This window comes from Serratia sp. JSRIV006, from assembly GCF_019968685.1.
Lineage (GTDB): Bacteria > Pseudomonadota > Gammaproteobacteria > Enterobacterales > Enterobacteriaceae > Chania > Chania fonticola_B.
Window position 1 is genome coordinate 895861 of sequence record NZ_CP074137.1, and the last position, 15317, is coordinate 911177.

Annotated in this window: 15 protein-coding genes; 11 read left to right on the top strand and 4 right to left on the bottom strand. The window is 55.9% G+C overall.

Annotated elements, in window-relative coordinates; all coding sequences use genetic code 11:
• Nucleotides 1–2 precede the first annotated feature (2 nt).
• From murG to lpxC, 7 genes are all read left to right on the top strand, one after another.
• Nucleotides 3–1067: an undecaprenyldiphospho-muramoylpentapeptide beta-N-acetylglucosaminyltransferase gene (gene murG / locus KGP16_RS04095; RefSeq protein WP_059199739.1), complete on the top strand. Its 1065-nt coding sequence runs from the start codon at nucleotides 3–5 to the stop codon at nucleotides 1065–1067.
• Between the two features lie 54 nt (nucleotides 1068–1121).
• Entirely contained in the window at nucleotides 1122–2597 is a 1476-nt protein-coding gene (gene murC, locus KGP16_RS04100) for a UDP-N-acetylmuramate--L-alanine ligase (protein WP_024527168.1), read from the top strand.
• Nucleotides 2590–3510, top strand: a complete 921-nt coding sequence (locus tag KGP16_RS04105; RefSeq protein WP_094982150.1) for a D-alanine--D-alanine ligase — start codon at nucleotides 2590–2592, stop codon at nucleotides 3508–3510. Before murC ends, KGP16_RS04105 begins: the two co-directional genes overlap by 8 nt.
• Before the next feature lies 1 nt (nucleotide 3511).
• Nucleotides 3512–4366 (top strand): cell division protein FtsQ, encoded by an 855-nt coding sequence (gene ftsQ / locus KGP16_RS04110; protein ID WP_059199741.1) that lies wholly within the window; start codon nucleotides 3512–3514, stop codon nucleotides 4364–4366.
• Entirely contained in the window at nucleotides 4363–5619 is a 1257-nt protein-coding gene (gene ftsA / locus KGP16_RS04115; RefSeq protein ID WP_004950148.1) for a cell division protein FtsA, read from the top strand. The genes ftsQ and ftsA overlap by 4 nt, the downstream gene beginning before the upstream one ends.
• A 74-nt stretch (nucleotides 5620–5693) precedes the next feature.
• Nucleotides 5694–6848, top strand: coding sequence for a cell division protein FtsZ (gene ftsZ / locus KGP16_RS04120; RefSeq protein ID WP_024483522.1), 1155 nt, complete (start codon nucleotides 5694–5696; stop codon nucleotides 6846–6848).
• A 103-nt stretch (nucleotides 6849–6951) separates the two neighbouring features.
• Complete coding sequence (gene lpxC, locus KGP16_RS04125) at nucleotides 6952–7869, top strand: UDP-3-O-acyl-N-acetylglucosamine deacetylase (protein WP_021179330.1); 918 nt, start codon at nucleotides 6952–6954, stop codon at nucleotides 7867–7869.
• A 16-nt stretch (nucleotides 7870–7885) separates the two neighbouring features.
• On the opposite strand, the gene KGP16_RS04130 is transcribed toward lpxC, so the two are convergent.
• The gene (locus KGP16_RS04130; RefSeq protein WP_059199742.1) at nucleotides 7886–8413 is read right to left on the bottom strand and encodes a DUF721 domain-containing protein; all 528 of its coding nucleotides are present in this window, start codon (nucleotides 8411–8413) and stop codon (nucleotides 7886–7888) included.
• A gap of 26 nt (nucleotides 8414–8439) precedes the next feature.
• Between KGP16_RS04130 and secM the strand changes: the two genes are divergently transcribed.
• From secM to mutT, 3 genes are all read left to right on the top strand, one after another.
• A complete protein-coding gene (secM, locus tag KGP16_RS04135) occupies nucleotides 8440–8973 on the top strand; it encodes a secA translation cis-regulator SecM (protein ID WP_059199743.1) in 534 nt (177 codons plus the stop codon).
• A gap of 89 nt (nucleotides 8974–9062) precedes the next feature.
• On the top strand, nucleotides 9063–11774 hold the full coding sequence (secA, locus tag KGP16_RS04140) for a preprotein translocase subunit SecA (protein WP_021179333.1): 2712 nt from the start codon (nucleotides 9063–9065) through the stop codon (nucleotides 11772–11774).
• A gap of 79 nt (nucleotides 11775–11853) precedes the next feature.
• Nucleotides 11854–12255, top strand: a complete 402-nt coding sequence (mutT, locus tag KGP16_RS04145) for an 8-oxo-dGTP diphosphatase MutT (RefSeq protein ID WP_059199744.1) — start codon at nucleotides 11854–11856, stop codon at nucleotides 12253–12255.
• 40 nt (nucleotides 12256–12295) lie between these two features.
• Here the strand turns inward: mutT and yacG are convergent, their stop codons facing one another.
• The 3 genes from yacG to coaE are packed head-to-tail and all read right to left on the bottom strand — an operon-like array spanning nucleotide 12296 to nucleotide 13902.
• Entirely contained in the window at nucleotides 12296–12499 is a 204-nt protein-coding gene (gene yacG, locus KGP16_RS04150; protein WP_223498881.1) for a DNA gyrase inhibitor YacG, read from the bottom strand.
• A gap of 30 nt (nucleotides 12500–12529) precedes the next feature.
• Nucleotides 12530–13282, bottom strand: a complete 753-nt coding sequence (gene zapD / locus KGP16_RS04155; RefSeq protein ID WP_059199745.1) for a cell division protein ZapD — start codon at nucleotides 13280–13282, stop codon at nucleotides 12530–12532.
• Nucleotides 13279–13902 carry a dephospho-CoA kinase gene (coaE, locus tag KGP16_RS04160; RefSeq protein ID WP_094982147.1) on the bottom strand — a complete coding sequence of 208 codons (624 nt, stop codon included), beginning with the start codon at nucleotides 13900–13902 and terminating at the stop codon, nucleotides 13279–13281. The genes zapD and coaE overlap by 4 nt, the downstream gene beginning before the upstream one ends.
• A gap of 318 nt (nucleotides 13903–14220) precedes the next feature.
• On the opposite strand from coaE, the gene KGP16_RS04165 reads away from it, so the two are divergent.
• A complete protein-coding gene (locus tag KGP16_RS04165) occupies nucleotides 14221–15264 on the top strand; it encodes a GMP reductase (RefSeq protein ID WP_021179338.1) in 1044 nt (347 codons plus the stop codon).
• Nucleotides 15265–15317 lie beyond the last annotated feature (53 nt).

Genomic DNA, 15317 nt, shown 5'->3' on the forward strand with positions numbered 1-15317 from the left:
GGATGAGCGGTAAAGCTAAGCGTTTAATGGTGATGGCAGGCGGTACCGGCGGGCACGTGTTTCCGGGGCTGGCGGTCGCGCATCATCTGATGGCGCAGGGCTGGCAGGTTCGCTGGCTCGGCACCGCAGACCGAATGGAAGCCGATCTGGTGCCGAAGCACGGGATCGAGATTGATTTTATCCGCATCTCCGGGCTGCGTGGCAAAGGCCTAAAGGCTCAGTTGACCGCACCGGTGCGTATCTGGCAGGCGGTGCGCCAGGCGAAAGCGATCATGCGTAGTTATCAGCCGGACGTGGTGCTGGGGATGGGCGGTTACGTTTCCGGCCCTGGCGGTTTGGCTGCCTGGCAGTGTGGTATCCCGGTAGTGCTGCATGAGCAGAACGGCATTGCGGGCCTGACTAACCGCTGGCTCTCAAGGATTGCCAAGAAAGTGTTACAGGCGTTCCCAGGGGCGTTTCCGAATGCGGACGTCGTGGGTAACCCGGTACGTACCGATGTGTTGGCGCTGCCGTTACCTGCCGAGCGTCTGAACGGGCGTGAAGGGCCAATCCGTGTGCTGATTATCGGCGGCAGCCAAGGTGCGCGCGTGCTGAATCAGACAGTTCCTGAAGTCGCCGCGCTGCTGGGCGATAGAATAGTCCTCTGGCATCAGGTAGGTAAGGGCGCATTGCCAACGGTACTGCAGGACTACGAGAGGGTAGGGCAGACCGGGCACAAGGTGACCGAGTTTATTGATGATATGGCAGAGGCCTACGCCTGGGCGGATGTGGTGGTGTGCCGTTCTGGCGCGCTGACCGTCAGCGAAGTGGCGGCGGCGGGATTACCGGCCATTTTTGTGCCGTTCCAGCACAAAGATCGTCAGCAATACTGGAACGCGCGCCCTCTGGAAGAGGCCGGTGCGGCCAAAATTATCGAACAACCGCAGTTTACTGCCGATGTCGTGGCGGAACTGCTGGCAAGCTGGGATCGCCCAACGCTGTTGAAGATGGCCGAAAAGGCCCGCGCGGTAGCGATCCCGGATGCAACAGAACGCGTGGCGGCAGAAATTATTCGTGCAGCCCTGTAAGGCCGTCGGGGTTACCCCTGTTGAGCTAAATCGAACCTGATAGATAGAGAAGTGATGAATACACAACAATTGGCGAAACTACGTACTTTCGTGCCCGAGATGCGACGCGTCCGGCACATTCACTTTGTTGGCATCGGTGGTGCCGGCATGGGTGGTATCGCCGAGGTGTTGGCCAACGAGGGTTATCAGATCAGCGGTTCCGACCTGGCGCCGAACCCGGTCACCCAGCAGTTGAGTGAGCTTGGGGCAACGATTTACTTCCATCACCGCCCAGAAAACGTGCTGGATGCCAGCGTGGTAGTGGTTTCGACCGCTATCCCGGCAGACAACCCGGAGATCGTCGCAGCCCGCGAGGCGCGCATTCCGGTGATCCAGCGGGCAGAAATGCTGGCCGAGCTGATGCGCTATCGCCATGGCATTGCCATCGCCGGTACGCACGGTAAAACCACTACCACGGCGATGGTGTCCAGTATTTACGCCGAAGCCGGTCTTGACCCAACGTTTGTTAACGGTGGGCTGGTGAAAGCGGCGGGTACCCACGCGCGTTTGGGCTCTAGCCGTTACCTGATTGCGGAAGCGGATGAGAGCGACGCGTCGTTCCTGCATTTGCAACCGATGGTGGCGATTGTCACCAACATCGAAGCCGACCATATGGATACTTACCATGGCGACTTCGAGAATTTGAAGCAGACGTTTATCACCTTCCTGCATAACCTGCCGTTCTATGGTCGTGCGGTAATGTGCATTGACGATCCGGTCGTGCGTGAGTTGTTGCCGCGCGTGGGTCGCCATATCACCACTTACGGCTTTAGCGAGGATGCGGATGTGCGTATCGAGAGCTATAGCCAGATCGGGCCGCAGGGGCACTTTACCCTGAGCCGTCAGGATAAGCCGTTGATGACGGTCACCCTGAATGCACCGGGCCGCCATAACGCCTTGAACGCGGCGGCGGCGGTTGCCGTGGCGACGGAAGAAGGCATTGCCGACGAAGCCATTCTGCGTGCGCTGGCCGGTTTCCAGGGGACGGGGCGTCGCTTCGATTTCCTGGGGGAGTTCCCATTGGCGGCGGTGAACGAAAAACAGGGTAGTGCCATGTTGGTGGACGATTATGGCCACCACCCAACGGAAGTGGATGCGACCATCAAGGCCGCGCGTGCCGGTTGGCCAACCAAGCGGGTGGTGATGATCTTCCAGCCGCACCGCTATACCCGTACTCGCGATCTGTATGACGATTTCGCCAACGTATTGTCGCAGGTTGACGTGTTGCTGATGCTGGATGTCTATCCGGCGGGTGAAGCTCCGATCCCTGGCGCTGATAGCCGTAGCCTGTGCCGTACCATTCGCAATCGCGGCAAACTGGATCCGATCCTGGTGTCCGATGCGGATACCGTGCCAACGCTGTTGGCGCAGCTGTTGCAAGGCGACGACCTGGTGCTGGTGCAAGGGGCTGGCAATGTCGGTAAAATCGCGCGCCGGCTGGCTGAACTAAAACTGCAACCCCAGATCAAAGAGGAGGATCATCATGGCTGATAAAGTCGCCGTATTGCTGGGTGGTACCTCCGCAGAACGTGAAGTTTCACTGCAATCTGGCGCGGCCGTGCTGGCCGGGTTGCGAGAAGCGGGCATTGATGCTCATGGCATCGATACCCGTGACTTCCCTGTCACCGAGCTGAAAGCGCAGGGGTTCACCAAAGTGTTCATTGCGCTGCACGGGCGTGGCGGTGAAGATGGTACATTGCAAGGTCTGCTGGAGTTTTTGCAGTTGCCTTATACCGGCAGCGGCGTGATGGCCTCGGCGCTGACCATGGATAAATGGCGCAGCAAAATGGTATGGCAGTCGATGGGGCTGCCGGTGGCACCTTACGTGGCGCTGAGCCGCCGTCAGTATCTGGGCGACGATCGGCAAAGCCAGCTGGCCGCCATTGAAGCTTTGGGATTGCCACTGATTGTGAAGCCAAGCCGCGAAGGCTCCAGCGTTGGCATGAGCAAAGTGACCGAACGCGCAGCCCTGGAAGGGGCGCTGGAAGAGGCTTTCCGTCATGATGAGGATGTGCTGGTAGAGAAATGGCTCAGCGGCCCGGAATACACCGTGGCGATCCTGGGCGATCAGGTGCTGCCTTCCATCCGTATTCAGCCCGCTGGCGTGTTTTACGATTACCAGGCCAAATATATTTCCGACGACACGCAGTATTTTTGCCCGAGCGGCCTGGATGCACAGCAGGAAGCCGCTATGGCTGCGCTGGCACTGCGGGCTTACCGTGGGCTGGATTGCAGCGGCTGGGGGCGTGTTGATGTCATGCAAGACAGTGATGGCAGCTTCTACCTGCTGGAGGCGAATACCTCGCCGGGCATGACCAGCCACAGTCTGGTCCCGATGGCGGCCCGGCAGTCCGGATTAACTTTCTCGCAGTTGGTTGCGGGCATTCTGGCGTTGGCTGACTGAGATGTCGCAAGCGGCTCTGAATGCACGCGAGCGCGAGGCGGATAACGGCCCACGCCGCAGCAATGGCACCCAACTGGCAGGGATGATTTTCCTGCTGATGGTGCTAGGCACCATCCTGTGGTGCGGCTGGGTAGTGGTGGGTTGGATGCAAGATGCCAGCCGTCTGCCGCTCTCAAGGCTGGTATTGACCGGTGAACGCCATTTCACCACTAACGACGATGTTCGCCAGGCGATCTTGGCTTTGGGAGCACCGGGCACCTTTATGACGCAGGATGTGGACATCATCCAGCAGCAGATCGAGCGTCTGCCGTGGGTCAAGCAGGCCAGCGTACGTAAACAGTGGCCGGATGAGCTGAAAATCCACCTGGTGGAGTATGTCCCGGTGGCGCATTGGAATGATTTGCACATGGTTGATGCCGAGGGCAAGTCGTTCAGCATTCCGGCACAGCGTTTGGGCAATCAGAAATTACCGTTGCTCTATGGTCCGGAAGGCAGCGAACAGGATGTTCTGGAAGGTTACCGCGCGATGAACGGCGTGCTGGCAGCCAGCAAGTACCAGCTTAAGATGGCGTCCATGACGGCCCGCCATTCGTGGCAGTTGGCTTTGGATAACGATGTTCGGCTGGAACTGGGACGTGACGATCGCATGGGTCGCTTGCAACGCTTCATCGGGCTTTATCCGGTGCTGTTGCAGCAGGCGCAGGCGGAAAACAAGCGCGTCAGCTATGTCGATTTACGCTATGACTCCGGTGCCTCAGTCGGCTGGGCTCCGGCGTTTATCGACCCGCAGGCAGCCATGGGCGATCGACCAAACAGTAATCAGCAACAGAATCAGGCACAGGCAAAACAACAATGATCAAGTCGACGGACAGAAAACTGGTAGTTGGACTGGAGATCGGTACCGCAAAAGTCTCCGCATTGGTAGGGGAAGTTTTGCCCGATGGCATGGTCAACATTATCGGGGTGGGCAGTTGCCCGTCTCGCGGTATGGATAAGGGTGGCGTTAACGATCTGGAATCGGTAGTCAAGTGCGTACAGCGCGCTATTGACCAGGCCGAACTGATGGCGGATTGTCAGATTTCTTCGGTTTACCTGGCCTTGTCGGGTAAGCATATCAGCTGTCAGAACGAGATCGGGATGGTGCCGATCTCCGAAGAGGAAGTGACGCAGGAAGACGTGGAGAACGTAGTGCATACCGCCAAGTCGGTGCGTGTGCGCGACGAACACCGCATCCTGCACGTTATCCCTCAGGAATACGCCATCGACTATCAGGAAGGCATCAAAAACCCGGTTGGGTTATCCGGCGTGCGTATGCAGGCCAAGGTCCACCTGATCACCTGCCATAACGATATGGCCAAGAACATTGTCAAAGCAGTGGAACGTTGTGGTCTGAAAGTGGACCAACTGATTTTCGCCGGTCTGGCTGCCAGCTATGCGGTGCTGACCGAAGATGAGCGCGAACTCGGCGTCTGTGTGGTAGATATCGGCGGGGGCACCATGGATATGGCGGTGTATACCGGCGGTGCTCTGCGCCACACCAAAGTGATCCCTTACGCCGGGAACGTGGTCACCAGCGATATCGCTTACGCCTTCGGCACGCCGCCGACCGACGCGGAAGCGATTAAAGTTCGACACGGTTGTGCACTTGGGTCGATTGTTAGCAAGGATGAAAGTGTTGAGGTTCCTAGCGTGGGGGGAAGGCCTCCTCGGAGTCTGCAAAGACAGACATTGGCTGAAGTGATTGAGCCGCGCTACACCGAACTGTTGAATCTGGTTAACGATGAAATATTGCAATTGCAGGAGCAACTGCGTCAGCAAGGGGTGAAGCATCATCTGGCAGCGGGTATTGTGCTGACCGGCGGTGCCGCCCAGATTGATGGCCTGGCAGCCTGTGCGCAACGGGTATTCCATACCCAGGTACGCATCGGCCAACCCTTGAACATCACGGGTCTGACGGATTACGCGCAAGAGCCTTACTATTCTACAGCGGTCGGGCTACTGCACTATGGAAAAGAGTCTCACCTGAGCGGTGAGGCAGAAGTAGAAAAACGCGCCTCGGTGGGCAATTGGTTTAAACGCATCAATAGCTGGCTGAGAAAAGAGTTTTAATGTTTAGACAAAGAGATCATGCTGAGTAATCTTTTTATGATCTCGCAGCGACAGGCACAAAACGGAGAGAAACTATGTTTGAACCAATGGAACTAACCAATGACGCGGTGATTAAAGTCATCGGCGTCGGCGGTGGCGGTGGCAATGCCGTTGAACACATGGTGCGCGAGCGCATCGAAGGTGTTGAATTCTTCGCCGTTAATACAGACGCTCAGGCGCTACGTAAAACGGCAGTTGGCCAAACCATCCAGATTGGTAGCGGTATTACCAAAGGTCTGGGTGCAGGCGCGAACCCGGAAGTGGGTCGTAATTCAGCGGAAGAAGACCGTGAAGCCCTGCGCGCCGCCCTGGAAGGTGCAGACATGGTCTTCATCGCGGCCGGCATGGGTGGCGGTACCGGTACCGGTGCTGCGCCAGTGGTGGCAGAAGTCGCAAAAGATCTGGGTATTCTGACCGTGGCCGTGGTGACCAAGCCTTTCAACTTTGAAGGCAAGAAGCGCATGGCATTCGCGGAGCAGGGTATCGCCGAGCTGTCCAAGCACGTGGACTCGCTGATCACCATCCCGAACGACAAGTTGCTGAAAGTTCTGGGCCGTGGCATCTCTCTGCTGGACGCGTTCGGCGCGGCCAACGACGTGCTGAAAGGCGCGGTGCAGGGTATTGCCGAACTGATCACCCGTCCGGGCCTGATGAACGTCGACTTTGCTGACGTGCGCACCGTGATGTCCGAAATGGGCTACGCGATGATGGGCTCTGGCGTTGCCTGTGGCGAAGACCGTGCCGAAGAAGCGGCGGAAATGGCGATCTCCAGCCCACTGCTGGAAGATATCGACCTGTCCGGCGCCCGTGGCGTGCTGGTCAACATCACCGCTGGCTTCGACCTGCGTCTGGATGAGTTCGAAACCGTGGGTAACACCATCCGTGCTTTCGCTTCCGACAATGCGACCGTGGTAATCGGTACCTCGCTGGATCCGGAAATGAACGACGAACTGCGCGTGACCGTAGTTGCGACCGGTATCGGTATGGACAAACGTCCTGAAATCACCCTGGTAACCAATAAACAGGCCAGCCAGCCAGTGATGGATCACCGTTACCAGCAGCATGGTATGTCACCGCTGCAGCAGGAAGTGAAACCTGCCGCCAAGGTGGTGAACGATCAGAGCGCGCAACCAAACAAAGAGCCTGATTATCTGGATATTCCGGCCTTCCTGCGCAAGCAGGCAGATTAGGAATAAGCTGATAATTTGGAATCTCCGCTCTTTGTGCTAAACTGTCCCGCCGGCCTTGCTGTATGCTGGGCTGGTTGGATTGATAACATTGCGAGATAAAACGATGATCAAACAAAGGACATTAAAACGTATTGTTCAGGCGACGGGTGTCGGTTTACATACCGGCAAGAAAGTCACGCTGACAATGCGCCCAGCGTCGGCTAATACCGGGGTCATCTATCGTCGCACTGACTTGAATCCACCGGTTGATTTCCCGGCTGATGCAAAATCCGTGCGTGATACCATGCTCTGTACTTGCCTGGTGAATGAGTCAGACGTGCGTATTTCCACCGTTGAGCATCTTAATGCTGCGTTGGCGGGCTTGGGTATCGACAACATCATTATTGAAGTTGACGCTGCCGAAATCCCGATCATGGACGGTAGTGCCAGCCCGTTTGTCTATCTGTTGCTGGATGCCGGCATCGAAGAGCTGAACTCGGCGAAGAAATTCCTGCGTCTGAAAGACACCGTACGTGTTGAAGATGGCGACAAGTGGGCAGAGCTGTCCCCGCATAACGGGTTCCGTCTGGACTTCACCATCGACTTCAACCACCCGGCGATTGATGCCAGTACCCAACGCTATCGTCTGGATTTCTCAGCCGATTCGTTCGTACGCCAAATCAGCCGTGCGCGTACCTTCGGTTTCATGCGTGATATCGAGTATCTGCAGTCCCGTGGCCTGGCCCTGGGCGGCAGCTTCGATTGCGCGATTGTGGTGGATGACTATCGTGTCCTCAACGAAGACGGCCTGCGCTTCGAAGACGAATTCGTGCGCCACAAAATGCTGGATGCCATCGGCGATCTGTTCATGTGCGGCCACAACATCATTGGCGCGTTCACCGCGTACAAATCAGGCCATGCGCTGAACAACAAGCTGCTGCAAGCCGTGCTGGCGAAACAGGAAGCTTGGGAATTCGTGACATTCCAGGATGAAGCCGAAATGCCGTTGGCATTCAAGGCTCCGTCAACCGTACTGGCCTAAGCGGCCAAGACGTCAATTACTTATTACGACCGGTCTCGTTGGCTCTCTCTCCTGCCAACGCGGCCAGTCGTTCTAATATCTTGCGCAATTTTTCTGGGCTCTGCGCCGCCAATCCCCGTAATGCATCCGCACTTTCCAGGCTCAAATGACGCATAGGCACCTCTGCTTGCTGGCCATTTTCCGTGCTTTTGCCGTGGTTTTGTACCTGGCTGCTGCCTTTTGCCATCAACGAGGGATTAATCCTGATGTCGATTGAAGACAAAGATGGTAGAATTTGCGCTCGTAGTGCGGATAGCAGGCTGGGTTGTTCATAGCGTAAGCGCATCATCCAACTGGCATTGGCGGTTTCCAGCACTAAAATACCCTGTCTGAAGTTGGCGACACGGCACCAAGGGTGCAACTGAGCGGGCAATAACCCCTTCACGGCACGATTGAGTTTCAGTAGCGCGGTAGCGCGTTGCTGAACGTTATGCAGCGGTCCTTTCTCTGTTGCAGACGCGTCGTCAAACAGGATATCTAATAATTGTGGACGGCTATCGCGCATAATGGGCTCCGGCGGATAATAAACACGTGATCGGTATTCTAAATCGTTGGCGACAATTTGGCAGACGTTATTTCTGGCCTCATCTCCTGTTGGGGATGGTAGCGGCTACGCTTGGCGTACCGCAAAATCTGTCCGGCACCGTCGATCAAAGCGCATTACCGAGCACCTCGTCCAGCCTTAACCGGCAAAATTCCGTCAGTCACGCCTTTAACAGCCTGGCGTTACTGCAAGAAGTGCATCGTCGCCCAACGTTTAACGTTGATTACTGGCACCAGCATGCGCTTCGAACCGTCATTCGTCACCTCTCTTTTGCTCTGGCACCTCAGGCCGTCTATGCCCGAGTGCAGGAAGCGGAGGCCGTTGCGGTTGAACCGCCATTACAGGTGGCTCAGCTTGCCCTGCTCTCCACGCTCAATGCGCTACTGACGCACGAGCCAAAACCACCGACTATCATTCGTGATACCCATCACCCCATCGTTCCTTCTTTGGCGCAGCATCAGGCCGGGCTGTGGCTCGCTCAGGTGCAAGGTATTCGCGCCGGGCCTGCAGCCCTCGGCTAATCTTTGCCCTCAGGGCAGCAAAAAAACAAACAACACAACAGCTTGTTGACGGCCATTATGGTGTCGTCGCGTAAGAGATATAAAGAATCATGTTAATCAAACTATTGACCAAAGTTTTTGGTAGCAGTAACGATCGTACCCTGCGCCGCATGCGCAAAGCGGTTGAGATGATCAACCGTATGGAACCAGACATGGAAAAACTGTCTGATAGCGAACTGCAGGCCAAGACCGATGAATTCCGCGCGCGTCTGAAAAAGGGTGAAGTGCTGGAAAGCCTGATCCCGGAAGCCTTCGCCGTAGTGCGTGAGGCCAGTAAGCGAGTCTTCGGTATGCGTCACTTCGACGTACAGCTGCTGGGCGGGATGGTGCTCAACGACCGCTGTATCGCCGAGATGCGTACCGGTGAAGGTAAAACCCTGACCGCAACCCTGCCTGCCTATCTGAACGCCCTGAGCGGCCGTGGCGTGCACGTGGTTACCGTCAACGACTACCTGGCCCAGCGTGACGCCGAAAACAACCGTCCGCTGTTCGAGTTCCTGGGGTTGAGCGTGGGTATCAACCTGCCTGGTATGCCTGCTCCGGCCAAGCGTGAAGCCTATGCCGCAGATATCACTTACGGTACCAACAACGAATACGGCTTTGACTACCTGCGTGACAACATGGCGTTCAGCCCGGAAGAGCGCGTACAGCGTAAGCTGCACTATGCGCTGGTGGATGAGGTTGACTCCATCCTGATCGACGAAGCGCGTACGCCGCTGATCATCTCCGGCCCGGCCGAAGACAGCTCAGAAATGTATAAGCGTGTTAATAAGCTGATCCCACAGCTGATCCGCCAGGAAAAAGAAGACTCCGACACCTTCCAGGGTGAAGGGCACTTCTCAGTCGATGAAAAAGCGCGTCAGGTTCACCTGACCGAACGCGGCCTGATCATGATCGAAGAGATGCTGATGGAAGCGGGCATCATGGATGAAGGCGAATCGCTGTATTCACCAACCAACATCATGCTGATGCACCACGTCACCGCCGCGCTGCGTGCCCACGTGCTGTTCACCCGCGACGTTGACTATATCGTTAAAGACGGTGAAGTCATTATCGTTGACGAACACACTGGCCGTACCATGCAGGGCCGCCGCTGGTCCGATGGTCTGCACCAGGCGGTAGAAGCCAAAGAAGGCGTAGAAATCCAGAACGAAAACCAGACGCTGGCTTCGATCACCTTCCAGAACTACTTCCGTCTCTATGAGAAACTGGCCGGTATGACCGGTACTGCGGACACTGAAGCCTTCGAATTCAGCTCCATCTACAAGCTCGATACCATCGTGGTGCCGACCAACCGCCCAATGATCCGTAAAGATATGCCGGATCTGGTCTACATGACCGAAAAAGAGAAGATCGCGGCGATCATTGAAGATATCCGTGAGCGTACTGCCAACGGCCAGCCGGTGCTGGTGGGGACTATCTCGATCGAGAAATCCGAAGTGGTTTCCCGTGAGCTGACCAAAGCTGGGATCGAACACAAGGTTCTGAACGCCAAATTCCACGCCATGGAAGCGGATATTGTGGCCAATGCGGGTCAGACTGCTGCGGTAACTATCGCCACCAACATGGCCGGCCGTGGTACCGATATCGTGTTGGGCGGCAGCTGGCAGAGCGAACTCTCCCATCTGGAAGATCCGACAGAAGAGCAGATTGCCGAAATCAAAGCGGCCTGGAAAATTCGCCACGACGCCGTATTGGCCGCTGGTGGCTTGCACATTATCGGTACCGAACGTCACGAATCACGCCGTATCGACAACCAGCTGCGTGGCCGTTCCGGCCGTCAGGGTGATGCCGGTTCTTCCCGCTTCTACCTGTCAATGGAAGATGCGCTGATGCGTATTTTCGCCTCGGATCGTGTTTCTGGCATGATGCGTAAACTGGGTATGAAGGATGGCGAAGCCATCGAGCACCCGTGGGTCACCAAAGCCATTGCCAATGCGCAACGCAAGGTTGAAAGCCGTAACTTCGATATTCGTAAGCAACTGCTGGAATATGATGACGTGGCCAACGACCAGCGCCGTGCGATCTACAGCCAGCGTAACGAATTGCTCGACGTGTCTGACGTGAGCGAAACCATCAACAGTATCCGTGAAGACGTGTTCAAAACCACCATCGACAGCTACATTCCGCCGCAGTCGCTGGAAGAGATGTGGGACGTGAAAGGGTTGGAAGAACGCCTGAAAAACGACTTCGATCTGGATATGCCAATCGCCGAGTGGTTGGATAAAGAGCCTGAGCTGCACGAAGAAACGCTGCGTGAACGTATCATGGCGAAGGCGAAGGAAGATTACCTGCGCAAAGAAGAGGTTGTTGGCGCCGAAATGATGCGCAACTTCGAAAAAGGCGTGATGCTGCAGACGCTGGATTCCCTGTGGAAAGAGCACCTGGCGGCAATGGATTACCTGCGTCAGGGTATCCACCTGCGTGGCTATGCGCAAAAAGATCCGAAGCAGGAATATAAGCGTGAGTCCTTCAACATGTTTGCCACCATGCTGGAATCGCTGAAATATGAAGTGATCAGCGTGTTGAGCAAGGTTCAGGTACGCATGCCGGAAGAGGTTGAAGCTCTGGAGCTGCAACGCCGCGAAGAAGCCGAGCGTCTGGCACGCCAGCAACAGCTGAGCCACCAGGAAGAAAATGCCCTGGCGGTCACCGATCCGAACGCTCCTGCTGTTGCCGAACGTAAAGTAGGGCGTAACGATCCTTGCCCATGCGGTTCCGGTAAGAAATACAAGCAGTGCCACGGCCGCCTGCAAAAGTAAGCCGGGTGCAGTGAACGGTTAACGGTAAGGGCTCAGCATGCTGAGCCCTTTTTTTAAGTAGTAACTTCTGGAGGATGCGATGAAGCACCTGAACATCGCCGTAGGGATTATCCGTAACCCACAGCAGGAAATCTTCATCACACGCCGCGCTGCGGATTCGCACATGGCTGGCTTTTGGGAATTCCCTGGCGGCAAGATTGAGCAGGGCGAAACGCCGGAGCAGGCATTAGGCCGTGAATTGCTGGAAGAAACCGGGATCCGCGCCAATCAGGCACGGTTACTGGAGGTGCTGGAACACCGCTTCACCGATCGGATCGTAACGCTGAATTTCTATCTGGTGGAGGATTGGAAGGGCGAGCCCTATGGCCGTGAAGGCCAGCCGATGCGTTGGGTAAAGCAGGCCGACCTGCGTGAGGAAGAGTTTCCCGAAGCCAACGTCAGTATCATCAAGCTGTTGGTGGCGCAGGCCAGTGCCGTGTAGTAAATTTTCGGCCTGGCAAGGCCAGGCCAATAATACCGTTTTAATGGTTGTTGCTGTCTCTGTCTTCACTCCAATCTTCACTTTCGTTCAGATCTTCGTTGCTCGGAATGCGCTTCTCTTCATCGGCCCATTCACCCAGATCGATCAGCTGGCAGCGCTTGCAGCAGAATGGACGATATGGGCTCACTTCACCCCATACCACGCCTTTGCCACAGGTTGGACATTTTACTACGGTCATATTCATTCCTTTCTCCCTCTTAAACCCAAGGGGTGATTAACAGCAGGCCAGCTCAAAGGTAAGACGCTCTGGCACTGTGCCGTTTTCGCTGTCTAGCGGCAGGAAACGGATGGCATAGCGCGTCTTGTGGCCGGAAATCTGCGGGTAAAGCTGGTAAGCCAGATTAATACGCAAGCGTAACAGATCGGCCCCTTCGGCGTTATCCTGGAAGAAGCCGTTGAGGCTGATCTGATTGCGGAACGGCCCGGCCTGGCGCACCAGATCCAACACGATGGTCAGCGCCTGATTCAAGGGTTCGAGGGTTTGCAACCACTCTGCCACGTCGGCATCACGCTCATTTTGCGCCACATGCATCCACATATGCAGTGTAGGCAAATCAAAGCTGCAACAGCCACCGGGGATGCTCAGGCGTTGGCGAACCAGGCTAATCAGCCGGTCTTCACGCAGCGCCTGGCCCATACGCGGAGCAGACATCAGTGCAGATGCACAGCCTTTCAACTGGCTGCGTAGCTGATTGACCACCGAGATATCGACACCGGGCAATTCTGCCCACTGCAGTAATTTTTGCTGCTGGCGTTCCAGCTCTTTGAGCAGTTCGGTGCGCACTTCGCCACGTTCCAATACGTCCAGCAGGTCCGCAACGGTACGGAAAAAGGTCAGGGCGATAGCGGTTTCGCTCAGTGCTCTTTGGCCATGCAGTTGTTGTAATAAAAACTCGATCCGCAGCCAGGTGCGCATTTTTTCATTTAACGGGTGTTCAAAGAGAACAGTCGGGGAAGCGTCACTCATTCGGTGTGATCCTGTCGGGTCGCTGAGGTTGCCAGCTCAATATAGTGTTGATGCAATGCGGCGACATGGGATTCAATTCCTTGTGCGCTACCGCTATTGTCAATTACGTCATCCGCTACGGCCAGACGTTGTTCGCGCGTGGCCTGTGCAGACAGAATATTCAGCGCCTGCTGACGGCTGATGCCGTCGCGGGCCATGGTTCTGGCTAATTGTGTTTCGCTGTCGACATCCACCACTAAAACGCGGTCGGCACGATCCTGCAGGCCGTTTTCTACCAGCAAGGGGACAACCCATAGTACGTAACAACTCTGGGCGTTGGCTAGTTGGCGTTGCGTTTCCCGCTGTATCTGCGGGTGCAGCAACTGGTTTAGCCAGCGCTTTTCGTCGGGATCGCTGAAGATCCTCTGACGCAAAGCCGCACGGTTGAGGGATCCGTCCTTCAGCAACATTTCATTACCAAAATGTGCCGCAATGGCATCCAATGCCGGGGTTCCAGGCTCAACAACCTGGCGAGCAATGATATCCGCATCCACAATGGCCACGCCAAAACGTGCAAAGGCGTTGGCAACGGTGGACTTACCGCTGCCGATACCGCCGGTTAATGCAACAATGTAGGACATGGCCGAAGGGATCCTGATATTCACCAAAAATTATAAACGAATCATAAAGCGATCGCGCAGAAGTGCAAGCGGGTGCGTGTGACTTGCCCTGTGCCTGGTGTTTTGATAGGGGTAATTTGAGCCGCGGCATTGGGAAAATGAGGTGGCAATCACATTGGGATGTCGCAGGTAAATTTGTGGGATTGTACCGTAAATAAAGGCGAAATCGCAGTCTTGCCGAGCGATTATTAGTGCGTATGATAGCATCACTGGAACTGGCAATAACTAGGTTCGAAATCCCCTTGCGATCCGTCGCCAAAAACCAGGAAATCATAAGTCATGCGTATTGAAGAAGATTTGAAGTTAGGCTTTAAAGATGTGTTGATCCGCCCAAAGCGTTCCACGCTGAAAAGCCGCTCGGAAGTTGAACTGGAGCGCCAGTTTACCTTCAAACATTCAGGTTACAACTGGTCCGGTGTGCCGATTATTGCCGCCAATATGGATACGGTTGGCACCTTCCGCATGGCCGAGGCCCTGGCAACCTTCGACGTTCTCACCGCCGTTCATAAACACTACACCGTTGAGCAATGGGCCGAGTTTGTTCAGCGCTCTTCCGACTCCGTGTTGCGTCATGTGATGGTGTCTACCGGCACTTCTGAAGCCGACTTCGTCAAGATGAAGCAGATCCTGGCCCTTTCCCCAGCGTTGAAATTTATCTGCATCGACGTGGCCAACGGCTATTCCGAACACTTTGTTGCCTTCCTGAAAAAAGCCCGTGAAGCTTGCCCTAGCCATGTGATTTGCGCGGGTAACGTGGTTACCGGTGAAATGGTGGAAGAGCTGGTGCTGTCCGGTGCCGACATCGTCAAGGTCGGGATTGGTCCTGGTTCGGTCTGTACCACCCGTGTGAAAACCGGCGTGGGCTATCCGCAGCTTTCCGCGGTGATCGAATGTGCCGATGCTGCGCACGGTCTGGGTGGGCAGATTGTCAGCGATGGCGGTTGTTCCGTACCGGGTGATGTGGCGAAAGCCTTCGGCGGCGGCGCAGACTTTGTCATGCTGGGCGGGATGTTGGCCGGGCACGACGAATGTGAAGGCACCGTGGTGGAAGAAAACGGTGAGAAGTTTATGCTGTTCTACGGTATGAGCTCAGAGTCTGCCATGAAACGCCATGTGGGCGGTGTAGCTGGCTACCGTGCTGCGGAAGGCAAAACCGTCAAGCTGCCGCTGCGTGGTGAAGTCGAGTTTACCGTGCGTGATATCCTCGGTGGCCTGCGTTCTGCCTGTACTTATGTGGGCGCAGAACGTCTGAAAGAGCTGACCAAACGCACCACCTTTATCCGCGTAGCGGAGCAGGAAAACCGCGTTTTCGGCAGCAAATAATTGCCTGACCTGGTAGGGGCGCAGCAATGCTGCGCCCGTATCAAACAGGGGAA

Bases quoted from the DNA above. Each gene is read 5' to 3' on its own strand.
- ftsQ (WP_059199741.1), top strand. From the start codon at position 3,512: ATGTCGCAAGCGGCTCTGAATGCACGCGAGCGCGAGGCGGATAACGGC.
- murG (WP_059199739.1), top strand. From the start codon at position 3: ATGAGCGGTAAAGCTAAGCGTTTAATGGTGATGGCAGGCGGTACCGGC.
- KGP16_RS04105 (WP_094982150.1), top strand. From the start codon at position 2,590: ATGGCTGATAAAGTCGCCGTATTGCTGGGTGGTACCTCCGCAGAACGT.
- ftsZ (WP_024483522.1), top strand. From the start codon at position 5,694: ATGTTTGAACCAATGGAACTAACCAATGACGCGGTGATTAAAGTCATC.
- mutT (WP_059199744.1), top strand. From the start codon at position 11,854: ATGAAGCACCTGAACATCGCCGTAGGGATTATCCGTAACCCACAGCAG.
- yacG (WP_223498881.1), bottom strand. From the start codon at position 12,499: ATGAATATGACCGTAGTAAAATGTCCAACCTGTGGCAAAGGCGTGGTA.
- murC (WP_024527168.1), top strand. From the start codon at position 1,122: ATGAATACACAACAATTGGCGAAACTACGTACTTTCGTGCCCGAGATG.
- coaE (WP_094982147.1), bottom strand. From the start codon at position 13,902: ATGTCCTACATTGTTGCATTAACCGGCGGTATCGGCAGCGGTAAGTCC.
- secA (WP_021179333.1), top strand. From the start codon at position 9,063: ATGTTAATCAAACTATTGACCAAAGTTTTTGGTAGCAGTAACGATCGT.
- zapD (WP_059199745.1), bottom strand. From the start codon at position 13,282: ATGAGTGACGCTTCCCCGACTGTTCTCTTTGAACACCCGTTAAATGAA.
- KGP16_RS04130 (WP_059199742.1), bottom strand. From the start codon at position 8,413: ATGCGCGATAGCCGTCCACAATTATTAGATATCCTGTTTGACGACGCG.
- lpxC (WP_021179330.1), top strand. From the start codon at position 6,952: ATGATCAAACAAAGGACATTAAAACGTATTGTTCAGGCGACGGGTGTC.
- KGP16_RS04165 (WP_021179338.1), top strand. From the start codon at position 14,221: ATGCGTATTGAAGAAGATTTGAAGTTAGGCTTTAAAGATGTGTTGATC.
- ftsA (WP_004950148.1), top strand. From the start codon at position 4,363: ATGATCAAGTCGACGGACAGAAAACTGGTAGTTGGACTGGAGATCGGT.